The organism is Paenibacillus sp. GXUN7292 (assembly GCF_050864975.1).
GTDB lineage: Bacteria > Bacillota > Bacilli > Paenibacillales > Paenibacillaceae > Pristimantibacillus.
The window spans coordinates 106,932-122,185 of the sequence record NZ_JBOZWO010000011.1 but is presented as its reverse complement, the minus strand read 5'-3'; the positions used below and the strand labels follow the sequence as shown (position 1 = coordinate 122,185).

Genomic DNA, 15,254 nt, shown 5'->3' with positions numbered 1-15,254 from the left:
GAATTGGTTATTCTTTCAACATTACAATCTTATTAAGAATAAAACTAGTAATCTTAATGCCAAATATTCTTAAAACTACATTACATAGAACATACTTTTTATTATTACTCAACTTAAAAATATTCCTTTTAGAATTCAATTCATCTAATAGTTTGTTATATTCAGTAAGATTTCTTGCATACTGTTTTGATCGAACTAAAACCCCCCAATATAAATCTGATGATCTTTCCAATAAAGCGATACTACTATTTGGAGTATATTCAGTACTTTTGCTTTCTTTATATAAGCTTTGAACAGTCCATAGCTTATCCATTTCACGTTTTACATTTTTTATTTGTGTTATCGACCCATTACGTCCTTGCCTATATAAATACAAGCAATTATTGTTAAAGGCTAAGGAACTAGCTTTTAGAATCGTCCTAGGGGTCCATTGCTCATCTTCATGAAGTAGGCCTTTCACAAAGTACAAATCATTATCAATTATATGGCTTCTCTTTGTGACGAGTGTCCATGCACCCGGGACATAATCATCTAGTTTAATAAGATGTTGGAAGGTTTCAGCTATAGACAATTCCTTTAAGTCTTCAGAAAACATATACTTGCATTCTTCACTACTTTTAGGATCATCCGAAAAAAACTTTATTCGATTTACAACAACGTCAGGATTTTTGTTAGAAACAATTAATTCATATAAAGTTTCTAGAGCCTTTGAGTTTAGCAGATCGTCAGAATCTAACAAAATAATATACTCACCACGGGCCGCAGTTATGCCAACATTACGTGCATCTGATAACCCACCATTGGTTTTATGTAAAGTAATGGCATTCCCAACTTTTCTACATACATTATCACATAATTCTCCAGAAGAATCAGTTGAACCATCGTTAATAAATAAAATTTCGTAATCATCGAATCTTTGATCTATAATACTTTGAAAACAATCTTCTAAATACTTTTCTACATTGTACACAGGAACAACTATACTAAAAAAAGGTTTCATATTCTCCCCTCTTTATACGAATTATTTAACTTCTTTTCACTAAAATAAACAGCCGAAAAAGCGACCAATAATGTGACTGCCATCCCAACATTATAATTAATCATATAGGCCTTCACATTTGTAGCAAGGAAAGCAAAGAATAAGAAACATAACAAATACTTTATTTCTCTTTGTTCCTGTTTTAAAGCGGTTTTCAATAAAAGAATAAATAAGGGTGAATATAAAAGGATCATGCCTAAAATTCCGCCTAACCACAAGTCATTAATATATCCTACATCTGAGTGATTAAAACCATTTGCCTCATATACATTATGTCCGGTGCCAAATAGAAGGCCAATAGGACCTGGTACATACCATTTTCTATCTGAAAACAGATTAGTAGTTGATTCAGTATAACCTATGTTCCCAATTTCACTACTTATGTTTAGTAGAGTAAGAAAACTTGTAATCCCATTTTCAACCCAAGACGTAGTCATTGGATTAACATTTTGCATTATCTTATAGCCGAAACTTAAACAAATTAATATCATTAGCACACTAATACTCGTTTTCAATAGCTTTTTTATATTAGCCTTTATTAAATACAATGGAATAACACTGATAATACCTAATAGAAAAACAATTAATCCCGTTCTAGAATTTAAAAAGGGAACAACTAATAATACTGGAATATACAATAAATACTTTGTCTTTCTTTTTTTCGCTAAAAATAGTGGTAAGGCAGCAATAATACCCGTTCCATAACCGAAAGAATCCAATACACTATTGGAAAAGGCATACAACCGCCTCTGATAAACCCATAAATTCTGTGTTAAACTATCGCCCGTATTAGCAAACATTATATTAACTAACAGTTGTTTTATACTTGGGTCCAAAAACATTAATATTGCTATTATAGCTTGGATTGTCCCTGCCTTGATAATTGCATGTAATATGTCATAAAAGTTATAATTCATTTCTTTAGATCTAACAATAATATATAAGACGCAAGTTACGGTAATTGGAATTAGAAGACCAAACCGATAAAAGGTTTTGATATAGTTTGATGCACCAACATCTTGAAAAAGTATTCCAACTAACATTACAAGTCCAATATATACATATGCCAAAAACATTAAATAGCAAAACTGTTTAATCCCACTTTGGGTAAATACGCTATTTACTAATCTATTCTTACGTCTAAACAATTGTAAAACTGAGAAGGCAAAAACCAAAAAAATAAAATTTATTTTTGGAACAAGTGGCGGTGCAAATATGAAACAGAAAAGGTAAAGTACAAAGCCAGTCTCGTCTATAGTAGATTTTCTGATTTTCAAAATTTTAAACCCTTTCGCGAAAAAGTTTTATAAGCAAATCTAATTTTTGTAAAAAGGGAAACTATAAAATAGGACCTAGTCTTTAAAACCAAAGCATAAATCAAGCTTTCAAAACTTTTATACACATTAGTTTGGATAGCATCTAATGTCTCCTTACAACAAACAATACTTTTTACACATTCTTTCTTTTCCTTGGAAGTCAATCTATTTTCAATAAATAAGGTTTGCTCGAAAGTCCTGAAACAGCTACGCATATAAATCTGAGCAACACTGTGGTTACATAAACTTAGCATATTCATCTTTTTTAAATAATCTAATGTAATATTGTATAAGAATCTATCATTAATTTTTTTCTCAGCATCAAATTTCGTAGTTAATGATTCTTTTTCAGTGCACTCGTAAATATAGAGTGGCTCATTGACTACCGCAATCTTATATATATGACTAAACACCTCTAAATTAAATAGCAAGTCTTCTCCACAATGTATGCTTTCGTTAAAAAAAATACTATTTTCCTTTATATAATCCATCTTGTATAATTTTCCCCATGGTGCATTGAATAAAGATTTTTTAAATAATTCAACCCAGTTCTTTTTATATTGTTCAATGGATTTAATTGCTTGCAATTCTGGTAGTATTAGAACCGATTTTGTAGTATAACCGTTGAAAACAAAACTTCTTTCATAACCGCACATTACAACTTCGTAATTTGTGTGTTCTATTGCATTAAATAAAACTTCACACATATTATCTTTAATATAATCGTCACTATCCACAAATAAAATGTAATCTGAAGTTGCCCTTTCAATTCCTGTGTTTCTTGCTTTTGAAACCCCTTCATTTATTTTATGGATAACAAAAATACGGCTATCTTTCTTTGCATACGTATCACATATTTCCCCACTGTTATCCTTCGAACCATCATCTATCAAAATTATTTCAATATCATTAAAGGTTTGACTTAGTAAACTATCTATACAACGCCCTAGTGTCTCTTCAGCATTATAAACAGGAACAACTATACTGATTCGACTCATTAAATACCACCTCGTAATCCTACTATTTCCTTAACAACCTTTTATATGCTAATTCTTTAATTCCTGCGGGCATATAAATAAAACCTATAATTGTAGCCATGTTATATACAACATTTATACTATTCACATTTCCCATTTCTTTCATCTTCTTCTGCAATGTGTACCATCCACGAATATACTCCTTATTCCCCCTACGTTTATACATCGCTGCTCCTGTTCGAACATATACCAAAGTATCATCTATATTAGCCATCAAACAATTTGACTCTACCATTCGGATCCATAAATAGTAATCCTCTAAATAGGGCAAGTGCTGATACCCCCCTGCATTAATTACCGCACTTTTTTTAAACATTACCGAGACATGGTTCATCGGATTCCTTCGCTTCATCATTTTAATTATATCCTGCATTTTCAGTGGTACTTTTCTCTCAGATATAGGACTCAACGGTGTATCATAAAATTCAATAATGTTTCCACCGACAATATCCAAACTTTTATTCTGTTCAAACAATTTAATCTGAGTTTCAAACCTATGCTCTGCGCTAATATCATCTGAGTCCATTCTTGCAACCAGTTCACAATTACAATAAGCAAGTCCAATATTAAGTGCTTTTCCCAAACCCTGATTTTCTGCCAATCCAATAACATTGAGACGATCCGGAAATTGAAGTTTATATTTAGCTATAACCGATTCTAGCCCATCTGTTAAGGGACCGTCTTTTACCAAAACTATATCTGTAGGTAGTAAAGTCTGATTAATTAATAGACTTTCAAGCGACTGTTCAAGAAACTTTGGTGATTCTTTTATATATACTGACATCAAAACGGAGAAATCCATAAATAAACCCCTCTACTTATTTATCTAATATCCTCAGAAACAAAAAATTCTCATAGTATCCCTAACCCGATGGTCAGGGTCCTTTATTGTTTCCCCAAATACAGGGTAGGAACTTTCCCTTTTGATAATTCTCGTAGTTCGTTAGCACAATGCGTCCCATCGGTTTGTTGAGAAGCAATTGAACCTAAACTTTCTTATCGTCCCTTGTGTAAGAGTTCTGTGCCAAACAAATTTTCAGATCATCTTTCATCAAACTCTCGCTGACATCCTCATTAATTAAACCTCGATATTCCCCTAAGAAGCTGAGAAGTGACCTTGATCCCACTGATCTCCTCCGTAGTCTTTTACCCATGGTCGAGTAGCACATCACTAGTATTAACTATTGGGCAAAGCAACTTCGTACAATCCTATTTACGCCATAAATTAGCTTCTTCGCTTCAAAAGCAAATCAGAAGCAGGTACATTCTATGACTTCTTCAAAAAATTTTGGTTAGTTTTTTTCTAGCTATTTGACTGAACGTAACAAATGAAAGCTCAATAAACTACGGTGTCCCCATCCATAGCCCGAAAGATGCTCAATTGGGGGAAGAACCTACTTGCCTCCTCTTATGGGCGAAGCTTCTAAACCCCAATGTCCGACAATTACGGATATTTTCACGTATTCGTCGTCGTAACAACAAGGGTGAGGATACAGATACGAGCTTCACACCGTGAGCCAATTGCTCAACCTTGTTTTCGATTACTTTTTTGAGAAAAACTGTTTTAGGTTAATTGCTGTAACCATTTTCGAAGAAAGCTTTCTAAAATGTTCCTGGTACTTAAAGAAACCACATTTGTCATAAAGCTAGCTCGAAAAACGTCACTTAATTACGAGCCATTATTTATCTTGTTTAACTCTCCAGTCCCACCTTCAACAACCCCGTCACTCTTTACAACACTAATGATGGTTCCAAAAAAGCACTTTACATCCATCCAGAGACTAATCTTCTCAACATACTCCCCATCCAGCTTAGCCTTAACCTTAATGGGGAGTTCATCTCTACCATTGATTTGAGCCCAACCTGTTAGTCCAGGTGGTATGTCATTAGCACCATACTTATCCCGTTCCGCAATCAAATCATACTGATTCCAAAGTGCTGGTCTTGGTCCAATTATACTCATCTGTCCCACAAAAATATTCCAAATCTGTGGTAGCTCGTCAAGTGAAGTTTTTCTTAAGAATTTACCCATCTTTGTGATATACTGTTCTGGGTTACCTAATAAATGAGTAGGGGTTTCTTTCGGCGTATTTATTCTCATGGTACGAAACTTTAAGATATTAAAATGTGTCTTGTTGATACCGATACGTTTTTGTTTAAACAGTACCGGACCTTTTGAATCAAGTTTAATAGCAAAAATTATAATTAAAAAAATAGGTGATAAGACAATAAGTCCTATTAAAGAGAAAATAATATCTATCAATCTTTTAACCAACGTATACATCCAGCTACACTCCTTGAATTTTTTTCTTTAGTAGATTAGGACTTAATTGAAACTTTTCAGCTTTTCCAACTAACTACTAAACCACTAAAATCGTTATCTGGATAAAGTTATCTTATTTCAATTGCATTATTCAATCTTTCAATGACTCCCCCTTAAGCCTATGTTTTTTTGATTTCGTTTTGTTTGGGGGAAATAATCGATATTTCCCCACCTAATATACTTCTAATTTAAGAAAATGCATCTACTATTCCCCAACTATTCCAGCCATGATTATATGTTTTATGTTTGCAGGATTAAGGAGCATTTGAATCGGTATTTCGATAGATGATCTCAATGCTCCTATATACCACTGTGAATCGATAACAAATACGGACAAACCCTTCAACCACATACATGCCGACTTGTGCAAATGAATAACCAGATGGGGCAATAGCAATATAATGAATAAAAGCTGAAACCTTATCCAACCACAAAACTCCTACCCAACCAAATCCCTAAGATATTCCAACAAATCCTCTCTTAACTCATCACGCTGTAATGCAAACTCCAAGGTTGTTTTTATAAATCCTAACTTCTCCCCAACGTCATATCTAGTTCCCTCGAAATCATATGCATAGATTGCTTCACTTCGATTCAGCTCCGCTATAGCATCCGTTAATTGAATCTCGCCGCCTGCACCAGGCTTTTGATTCCCTAGAATGTCAAATATCTTCTGGCTTAGAATATATCGTCCCATAATGGCTATATTGGTAGGAGCTTCTTCTTTCTTTGGTTTTTCCACCAAGTTACTTACGCTATACAAGCGCTCATGAATTTCTTTGCCAGCTACAATACCGTATCTGGAAACTTCATCATACGGTACACTTTGAACACCAATAATTGACGATCGATATCGATCGTATTGATCGATCATTTGTTTTAAACAAGGTTTCTCTGCCTGGACAATATCATCACCTAGCAAGACCGCAAATGGTTCATTTCCAATAAATTTCCGAGCACACCAAACCGCATGCCCTAATCCCTTGGCTTCCTTTTGACGAATATAATGGATATCTACCATTTTGGAAGATTTCTGTACTTCATTTAATAGTTCTAATTTTCCTTTTTCCAACAGGTTTTGTTCTAGTTCGAAGGAATTGTCAAAGTGATCTTCAATTGCCCGCTTTCCCTTTCCTGTTACGATAATAATATCTTCTATTCCAGATTCAATCGCTTCTTCAACTATATATTGAATTGTTGGCTTATCTACGATTGGCAGCATTTCCTTCGGCATAGCTTTCGTTGCAGGTAAAAATCTAGTCCCTAAACCTGCTGCTGGAATTATCGCTTTGCGTACTTTCAATCTTTACATCCCCTTAATCAACACTAAGCACTACTTATTCAGTAGTGCCTAGTATTACTAGTATTTTTCTAAATTTCATTACAATTTACTTTTCCTTATTAACTTCTTCATATGACTTCCCTTGACTCATTCCGTACTTCTTGGCTATTTCAATTAATTCATCATATTGCTCTGGTGTTAATTTTTCCAAAATAAGCGATCTAGCTTTCTTTTTTTCTTCAACGGATAATCCCCCGCTAGCGAGCTTTTGCAGTTCCTTCATATCCTCGATACTAAGCTGTTTCAAAAAAACAGAGGTTAGTTTAGCTTTTTCACCTAATGTAATGTTTTCTTGTACTTCTTTTGCTTTTTCTACAGATACTTCTGCCTTGTAATCGGTATTAGGAGTATTATTGTCTGACTTTTGTGAACCTTCACTTGATTTTTCGCCGGTTGGTGTTTGATTTGTTTCGGTTGAGGATGCTGGTGACGACGGTTCATGTGTTCCTGATACTTCTGGAGTGCTGCTTCCACTGTTATCATTTAAATCATCCAATATCAACTCTGCCTCTAGACTAGCCGCGAGTGAAGCAATAAGCCGGTCAGCAGCATAATTAGCTGCAAATAATCCGCCAATGCCAAGTAACACTATAATAGAAGCTACCCATATCACAATTTTTTTCCAACGCTTCATATTCCCATCTCCTAATTGGCAGTGTATAGCAGTTTAGTCTATCTTATGTAACACTTATCTAAGAAACATTCGAATATAGCGGAACTAAGCTTTCAATAATTTCTCTTATATCGCCTTGACCTTCATCCATTACCCGCTCGAATCGCTCGATATGGCTCGCTAGCTCTGCACGATCCATATCCATTGGCTTGCCAATAAAGATTCGTTTATGGTGAGTAGCGGTGACAGATTCTTCATCCGTCAGCAATTCCTCGAACAATTTTTCCCCTTCACGTAATCCAGTAAAGGCGATTTTAATATCAACGCCCGGTTCATATCCAGATAAGCGAATAAGATCGGTTGCCAAATCTACTATTCGTACTGGCTCTCCCATATCCAGAATAAATATCTCTCCGCCATTTGCAAAAGCACCTGCTTGAATAACTAAAGAGACTGCTTCAGGTATCGTCATAAAATAACGAACCATATCTGGATGAGTCACCGTTACAGGACCGCCAGCCTCGATTTGTTCTTTGAATCTTGGAATTACACTTCCTCGACTGCCAAGCACATTCCCAAATCGTACAGCAACAAATTGAGTTTTACTGCTCTGATCCAAGCTCTGTATATACATTTCAGCAATGCGTTTGGTAGCGCCCATGATGCTTGAAGGATTCACTGCTTTATCCGATGAAATCATCACGAAGCGTTCTGCACCATAACGGTCTGCACAATTTGCGACATTCATTGTTCCAAATACATTATTTTTCACTGCTTCTGAAGGATTTCTTTCCATTAAAGGCACATGCTTGTGAGCAGCAGCATGAAAAATAACTTGTGGATAAAACGTACTAAAAATATTTTCCAAACGGTTCATATCCTGTATATCTGCAATAATGGTTTCTAATTTTAAATTGGGATACTTATTGCGCAGCTCCATTTCAATCGTATAAATACTGTTTTCACCGTGTCCCAACAACATTAAACACTCTGGATTAAACATTGCAATCTGACGGCAAAGCTCTGAACCAATTGACCCTCCAGCGCCAGTCACAAGAACGGTTTTTCCTGAAACATATCCAGCAATCCCTGCCAAATCAGTCGCAACCGGATCGCGGCCAAGCAAATCCTCTACTTCTACATTACGCATCGATTGTACTGCTATAGAGCCATGGATAAGATCATTAATGGAAGGTATAATCTTTACACTTGCTCCAGTTTCTTTACATATATTAATGATTTCCTGTTGTATAGATCTGCCGACGGAAGGCATCGCGATAATAATGTCTTGCACTTGATTATCTTCAACGGCTTTTAAGATCATCTGACGGCTGCCCAATACAGGAATATCGAAAATTTTCATTTTGTGTTTGTTCGCATCATCATCAATAAAACCAACGATTCTTGAATTATCAAATAGTGTACTCGTCATCATATCTTTGGCAACTAATACACCGCAATCACCAGCACCTACAATAAGTACATTATGATGCTTTTTCTTAAACTTGGATCGGCTTATGCGGATCATTCTCCATGTAAATCTTGCTCCAACCATTAATAAAATCATAAGCTCAACAGTACGTAGAGCAACAGAGAAAGGAATTCGACTTCCTGAAACAAAATAAGTTAAAGCATAGGATATTACTATTCCAACCGTAATGGCCTTTAATAATTCAATAACTTCCCCAATACTTGCGTATTGCCAAATATGGCGATATAAACGAAAAAAAGTAAATGTAACTGCACAAACTACAATTAAAATAATTGCAAACTGTATCATTTGTTTTCCATATATACTGCTTAGTTCCCCATCAAAACGAAGAAGATAAGATGCGAGCACAGCTACCCAAATGATACACATATCCACAATAGTTACTATGAATGTTTTACTAGTCCGACTCACATCTTATCTCCCTTATTCCATCGTTTTAAACTACTTGCCTGCTTCGCCATTGCCATAATAATAATAGTAGGATTGCTCCTTTGCATTCCGTTTCACATTATTAAGAACAACGCCAAGTATGCGTGCTTTTACGAGCTCCAAGTTTTTTACAGCTCTTGCTGCAGCGTCTTTTTTTACTTTCCCTTGATCCACAACCAAAATGACCCCATCGCTTTTTGTAGCGGCAATCTGAGCATCCGTTACGGCTAACAATGGAGGCGTATCGACCAAAATAATATCGTACATCTGTCTTAACTCATCCAGCATGGCCGTCATGCGATTTGAAGCAATCATTTCTGCAGGGTTAGGCGGTATTGTACCGGATGTAATAATATCTAAATTAGGAATCGAGGTAGATTGTATAACATCCTCCAAATTAAGCTGCGAAGAAAGAACAGATGATGCTCCCCTACGATTAGAAAGAGTAAAAGTATGATGGGTAGTAGGCTTGCGCATATCACAATCAATGAGAACAACCTTCCGGTCGGACTGCGCAAAGGTTACGGCAAGATTCGTTATAGTTGTAGACTTCCCTTCGCCTGGTCCTGCGGAAGTCACCATCAATACTTGCAGCTTTTCATCGATGGATGAAAAATCCAAATTAGTGCGCAAAGTTCGATAGGACTCAGAGACTGGTGAACGCGGGTCAATCACTGTAATCAGCTTACGTTTATTTATCAATCGTGACACGCTCTAATTCCCCCACTTTGTAACTGGATTTTTTGGCTGGTTGTTTTTTCCCCATTCCTTCCGTATCTACTTTTATAATGGAGGCTAATGTAGGCAGACCAAGATGCTCCATGACATCCTCTTCTGTTTTAATCGTGTCATCCAACATCTCAAGTAAAAAGGCGAGACCTACCATAAGCATTAACGATACTACAAATGCTATCGCAGTGTTTAGTTTAACATTAGGTGAAACTGGTGATGCTGAGCTTTCATTTTCATCCGCATAATTGAGGATAGATACGTTTTCTACTTGGAAGATATGGATAATTTCAGTACTAAACACATCAGAAACCGCATTAACAATCTGTGCGGCTTTCTTATAACTCGTATCTTGTACATTTAGAGTCATTACTTGCGTGTTATTTACTGAACTTACCTTCACCTTTTTCACCAGCTGCTGCAAAGTTAAATCCAGATGAGGATACTGCTCTACAACCTTGCCCATAATAGCAGGAGTTCTAATAATCTCCTTATATGTATCTATCATTCTAATGCTAGAATTAATCTGGTTAAGATCGATTTGTCCTGTTGCAACTTGATTGGCTGTTTGATTTACAATGATTTTAGTAGATGCCTCATACTTGGGCTGAATATAAAACTTGCTAAAAAGTGCAACTGCAACTGTTGCAACTGCTACCGTTAACACAATCAACATAAATCTTTTCTTGATGATATGAAAAAGTTGCTTTAAATCCAGTTCGTTCGACACTCTAATATCCTCCAATAGCTGATAAAAATCTTCCTCCCATCAATGAGAGGAAGATTTTTCTTGATGCTTCTAATTAATTCACATTCAAAGTTCTATGAATCATAACGGCTGCTTGAGCACGAGTGGACTTATCGTTAGGCGCAAATTTACCATCAAATCCAACTACAATACCATGCTCAACCGCAAAAGAAACACCGGCTTTCAAGGAAGACTGGATCGCAGCAGCATCTTTAAATACGGACAATACAGCATCTTGATCTTTTACATCTTCCATCTTCTCCGTTACTTTAAGTGCACGAGCGATCATTGTTGCCATTTCAGCACGAGTGATTGTCGCCTTAGGATCAAAGCGATCTGCAGAACGACCGTTGATAATGCCTAGCTTAACGGCAGAAGCTACATACGGCTTAAACCAGTCTGAATCATTCACGTCATTAAAGCTTTCAGTCGCTGATTGGTCAAGCAAGTTCATAGCATGTACAAGCATTTTTGCAAATTCAGCACGAGTTACACTATCTCTTGGTGCAAATACTCCTTCTTGCTTGCCAACAATAGCACCTTTAGCTGCTACAACTTCAATTGCTCGTCCAGCCCATTCTTGTACTGAAGCAATATCGTTAAAGCTTACTTTATTCTCTAGTACTACATACTTGGAGAAAGAATCGCGAGCTGCTACAATAATGTCACCTTTTACACGACCACCAAAGAACTCCAGACGATCGCCATTTAATTTAGCCAAGGAAAGCAATTCTTTATCAAGTCCAGTAATATCACCTAGCGGGATTGATACAATCAATGGATGTGAGAAAGTTTCTACTTTCTTCTCACCAACGTAAAGATTCAGTTCATATAGCTGGGAAGCTGCTTTCAAGTCACTAACACTTTCAGCATCTACATCTAGTTTATTAACTTCAAGACGAATTCCAGCAGTAAATGTACCTTGAAGTGGAATTTCAACTGCAAACTTGCCGCTTTCTAATACGAGATTAGGAAGGTTTGCTGCAGCTGCAGCCTTAATAACCGCATCTTGAATGTTGTAAACAATTGAATCTTCAGCAATTTCGCCTGTTTGAATTGTAAGTGTAGGCAAAATTGTAGCATCAGCATCCAGTTCATTTACTTTTTCTTCAAGGGCTTTAATACCCGCAATAGCTTTCAACAGCTCTTTTTCATCCAAAGAAATGGAAGCTTGGCCGTCTTCTGTTTTAATAGCGTTCTTTGCATCAATTGCAGCTAGCTTAGCTGCTTCTTTGGCTGCATCTGCAATAAAGGAATCAACCAATTTTTGTTTCTCTTCATCTGTTGCTTTTTCCAATGCTTTTTCTAGATTATCTAGCAGATTTTGTACTGGCGCTGGCAACTCACTTGGAAGAACTGGGAAGCCACCACCTGTTCCAGGATTCCCTGTTTCTGGATTTTTGATTTTATTGTAGGCCTTATTAAGGGCAGCAGCTGCATCTTTAACAGTGCTTAAACCTGCTTCCATAGTAAAAGTAAATAGTGCATCTACAATTTCTTGATTAGAAACATTGTATCCTTCTGGAGCAAACATCTTTTCAAATTTCGGATTATTATTGAAATAATTATCAAGTACACCATTTAACTCACTGAAAGATAGTGTATCTAATTTACTAAACACGTCACTTTGGAAGGTTTGGAATAGCTTCACAAAATCGTCAAGCTCCAATGTACCTACACTATTATTTGCGCGATCAGCTATATCTTGAAGCAAATCTTTGTTAGGCAGACGAAGCTCTTCCAGTTTAGTGATTCCGTAATCAGATGATGGGTTGTAATCAATCGTAATTAGATCTAGAAGAAAGCTTTCAAATTGTGTCTTTTCAGAAGCGCTTAACGAGAATTTCGAAGTAATTGGATCTAAAATATCACTCCATTTACTATCTGCCTCTAGCGACTTCGTTTTGTTTTGAAGTGCTTTAACTTTGTTAACACCATCTGTTCCCAAAGCATCATACAATTCCTTTAAATCTGCTTTAAATTGGGCATGTGGAAAATCACCCGCAGCAGAAGCCACCTGGCTCGAAACAAACTTGGCCATTAATCCTTCTGTGCTTAGTGGAATGCCTGCAAAAGCAGACATTGTCAAACTGACTGCAATAGTTGTTGCTGCAACTTTTCTTTTAAACGTCATAATCTTTCACCTCAAAAATATATTTTTTAATTTCTACTCATTCAACAGAATGTCTGTCACTAGCATTGGTGACTATCTTTTGAAAAAGTATGAAGTAAAACTACGAAATAAATTAGAAGACTTTGCGGTAATAACTGGCTGCACAGCAAATTCTTTATCTTCAAGAATACAAAGTGCGTTATTCTCAAAGTAGCTTCTCCACTCTTCCCCAAGCTTTTCTTGAACAAGGTGGTAAGTTTTATCTAAGCAAAATCCGCGTCTTTCACAATTGTGAGCATCATTTGCAATAAGATGAATAAGTCCTTTTTGACATAGTGACCAGGCATGTTGTTCCACTTTGCTTCCAAAGTTGCCTAACAAAGAGTGAGAGGTCATTTGCGCATACGCCCCAAGGTCAATTAACTCTTCGAGCCGCTTGTAATCGTCTACTACTCCCTTATTACGCTCTGGATGTGCAATAATTGGTTTAATTCCCAGCACCTTCAGCTCATGGATTAATTCCTCCATGAAAGAAGGGATATGAGAGCTTGGCATCTCAATTAATATGTAAGATGATCCGGCAAGGGTTAAAATTTCTCCCTTATGGTAATCATCGATTAGAGATTCATACGCCCGTATTTCTTGCCCGGGAAAAACAATAACTGGGATTTGTCTGGATGTCAAAACTTCATTAATATGTATCGTTTGCTCGATTACTTTTGACGCTTTATTAGTATGTACGCCATTGGCGTGGTGGGGAGTTGCTACAATAAAAGATGTTCCTGTTGCTTCTGCTTGCAAAGCCATCTGGACGGCTTCTTCAATAGAGGACGCACCATCATCCATTCCCGCTAAAATATGAGAGTGTAAGTCTAGCAAGGCAGATCCTCCCTACTAATTCGATTCATTTTTACCATTTCCAAGGATAAACGGCTCCGCCGTCCTTTGGACAGGCACGTTTACCGGCGAATTATAAGAACAAGTTTATAGTGAAAACTTATAAAGTCTTATAATTTTAAAGATGCTATAAAACAAAAAAAGACCCTCGTCGCATCAAAAAAATAATTCTTAAGGTCTACTATTTAAACTTTTAAATGTCTATAAAAGTCAAATCTTAGCCCCTAGTAACTATTAAATTTCGACACTTATAGCTATCTTTTGTTTTCCACCTTTACAATTTTACCTAAAGTTTCTAATCTAAATATAATTGTACTACAGTATTTACGTTATAGCTATAGCTTTTCTTGTAAGAGTTTGTCGTCATTTGTCGAAAATTATCATACCGTGAAATCGACATCTATACTTTATCTTTACTGGAAAATTAGACCATGAATATAATTAGTTACAGGCAGCTAATATCGATTCATACTATAAATAAAGTATAATTATTTCATGAACTATTGCGAATATTATTTATAATGGGGGTTTTATACATATGTCAAATGATGTAAATGAATTGGCTGAAACAAAAATAGAGGCTATGGACAAGCTCATCGCTTCCTGTGCGGCGCTTAATAGTCATGACATTATGAATATAGTTAATGGTGTGTTCTCTATTAATTTGGAAGAAATGGCTATGCTGCCTGACGATCAAATAGCATCGAAAAGTTTACACTCCCTAACACCACAAGCTGCTATCGAAGCCTCACTAGCGCATTCCAGCAACGGTATGACTGGCACTCAGGTTCGCCAGCTTATTAATCAGCTTTTTGGGATTAATCTGGATGCCCTTTCCGCCTTGGAGAAAGCGGGAATCTCTTTGTATTCTAAAGGACAATGGATGCTTCAGCATCACGAGGATCTTTTTGTTGTTTATACGGGGGTAGGAGATGTGGATGTGAAAATTTATCATACTGACTACTTTACTGAGCAAACAGGCTTGCATGAGCTTCCGAAAAGTTTAATAGACCAATTACTCCCGCTGGGATATCGCGAAGATCCGGCAGGCAAGGGCTATTATTTTTTCAGCCCTTCTGGAGAAGCTGTACCCGACGCATTTAAAGGACAAACTATTCAAGCTATTTTGACTGTCATTAGTCAGGCTTATTCACATATACAAGGATAAACGGCTTC

14 protein-coding genes are annotated in these 15,254 nt (G+C 36.4%); 1 reads left to right on the top strand and 13 read right to left on the bottom strand.

Annotated elements, in window-relative coordinates:
* Positions 1-7: 7 nt before the first annotated feature.
* The 13 genes from ACRRU2_RS11810 to ACRRU2_RS11750 all read right to left on the bottom strand — a co-directional run bounded on the left by ACRRU2_RS11810 (position 8) and on the right by ACRRU2_RS11750 (position 14,060).
* A complete protein-coding gene (locus tag ACRRU2_RS11810) occupies positions 8-1,000 on the bottom strand; it encodes a glycosyltransferase family 2 protein (RefSeq protein ID WP_432501778.1) in 993 nt (330 codons plus the stop codon).
* The gene (locus ACRRU2_RS11805; protein ID WP_432501776.1) at positions 997-2,316 is read right to left on the bottom strand and encodes a hypothetical protein; all 1,320 of its coding nucleotides are present in this window, start codon (positions 2,314-2,316) and stop codon (positions 997-999) included. The genes ACRRU2_RS11810 and ACRRU2_RS11805 overlap by 4 nt, the downstream gene beginning before the upstream one ends.
* Positions 2,313-3,353: a glycosyltransferase family 2 protein gene (locus ACRRU2_RS11800; RefSeq protein ID WP_432501774.1), complete on the bottom strand. Its 1,041-nt coding sequence runs from the start codon at positions 3,351-3,353 to the stop codon at positions 2,313-2,315. The genes ACRRU2_RS11805 and ACRRU2_RS11800 overlap by 4 nt, the downstream gene beginning before the upstream one ends.
* 22 nt (positions 3,354-3,375) lie before the next feature.
* Positions 3,376-4,194: a glycosyltransferase gene (locus ACRRU2_RS11795; RefSeq protein ID WP_432501772.1), complete on the bottom strand. Its 819-nt coding sequence runs from the start codon at positions 4,192-4,194 to the stop codon at positions 3,376-3,378.
* Between the two features lie 867 nt (positions 4,195-5,061).
* Positions 5,062-5,676, bottom strand: a complete 615-nt coding sequence (locus ACRRU2_RS11790) for a sugar transferase (RefSeq protein ID WP_432501770.1) — start codon at positions 5,674-5,676, stop codon at positions 5,062-5,064.
* 293 nt (positions 5,677-5,969) lie between these two features.
* Positions 5,970-6,143 (bottom strand): hypothetical protein, encoded by a 174-nt coding sequence (locus ACRRU2_RS11785; protein WP_432501768.1) that lies wholly within the window; start codon positions 6,141-6,143, stop codon positions 5,970-5,972.
* A gap of 11 nt (positions 6,144-6,154) precedes the next feature.
* Complete coding sequence (galU, locus tag ACRRU2_RS11780) at positions 6,155-7,018, bottom strand: UTP--glucose-1-phosphate uridylyltransferase GalU (protein WP_432501766.1); 864 nt, start codon at positions 7,016-7,018, stop codon at positions 6,155-6,157.
* Positions 7,019-7,103: 85 nt separating this feature from the next.
* On the bottom strand, positions 7,104-7,691 hold the full coding sequence (locus ACRRU2_RS11775) for a hypothetical protein (RefSeq protein WP_432501764.1): 588 nt from the start codon (positions 7,689-7,691) through the stop codon (positions 7,104-7,106).
* Positions 7,692-7,749: 58 nt separating this feature from the next.
* The gene (locus tag ACRRU2_RS11770; RefSeq protein ID WP_432501761.1) at positions 7,750-9,573 is read right to left on the bottom strand and encodes a polysaccharide biosynthesis protein; all 1,824 of its coding nucleotides are present in this window, start codon (positions 9,571-9,573) and stop codon (positions 7,750-7,752) included.
* Positions 9,574-9,603: 30 nt separating this feature from the next.
* The gene (locus ACRRU2_RS11765) at positions 9,604-10,302 is read right to left on the bottom strand and encodes a CpsD/CapB family tyrosine-protein kinase (RefSeq protein WP_331700591.1); all 699 of its coding nucleotides are present in this window, start codon (positions 10,300-10,302) and stop codon (positions 9,604-9,606) included.
* Positions 10,283-11,050, bottom strand: a complete 768-nt coding sequence (locus ACRRU2_RS11760; protein WP_432501757.1) for a YveK family protein — start codon at positions 11,048-11,050, stop codon at positions 10,283-10,285. Before ACRRU2_RS11760 ends, ACRRU2_RS11765 begins: the two co-directional genes overlap by 20 nt.
* 73 nt (positions 11,051-11,123) lie before the next feature.
* Entirely contained in the window at positions 11,124-13,202 is a 2,079-nt protein-coding gene (locus ACRRU2_RS11755; protein WP_432501755.1) for an S-layer homology domain-containing protein, read from the bottom strand.
* 72 nt (positions 13,203-13,274) lie between these two features.
* Positions 13,275-14,060, bottom strand: coding sequence for a tyrosine-protein phosphatase (locus ACRRU2_RS11750; RefSeq protein WP_331700588.1), 786 nt, complete (start codon positions 14,058-14,060; stop codon positions 13,275-13,277).
* A 556-nt stretch (positions 14,061-14,616) separates the two neighbouring features.
* On the opposite strand from ACRRU2_RS11750, the gene ACRRU2_RS11745 reads away from it, so the two are divergent.
* Entirely contained in the window at positions 14,617-15,246 is a 630-nt protein-coding gene (locus ACRRU2_RS11745; protein WP_432501753.1) for a hypothetical protein, read from the top strand.
* Positions 15,247-15,254: the final 8 nt, after the last annotated feature.

What these genes read in the sequence shown, in the direction of transcription:
- ACRRU2_RS11810 (WP_432501778.1), bottom strand. Translation starts at nt 1,000, where the DNA reads ATGAAACCTTTTTTTAGTATAGTTGTTCCTGTGTACAATGTAGAAAAG.
- ACRRU2_RS11800 (WP_432501774.1), bottom strand. Translation starts at nt 3,353, where the DNA reads ATGAGTCGAATCAGTATAGTTGTTCCTGTTTATAATGCTGAAGAGACA.
- ACRRU2_RS11795 (WP_432501772.1), bottom strand. Translation starts at nt 4,194, where the DNA reads ATGGATTTCTCCGTTTTGATGTCAGTATATATAAAAGAATCACCAAAG.
- ACRRU2_RS11790 (WP_432501770.1), bottom strand. Translation starts at nt 5,676, where the DNA reads ATGTATACGTTGGTTAAAAGATTGATAGATATTATTTTCTCTTTAATA.
- ACRRU2_RS11775 (WP_432501764.1), bottom strand. Translation starts at nt 7,691, where the DNA reads ATGAAGCGTTGGAAAAAAATTGTGATATGGGTAGCTTCTATTATAGTG.
- ACRRU2_RS11755 (WP_432501755.1), bottom strand. Translation starts at nt 13,202, where the DNA reads ATGACGTTTAAAAGAAAAGTTGCAGCAACAACTATTGCAGTCAGTTTG.
- ACRRU2_RS11745 (WP_432501753.1), top strand. Translation starts at nt 14,617, where the DNA reads ATGTCAAATGATGTAAATGAATTGGCTGAAACAAAAATAGAGGCTATG.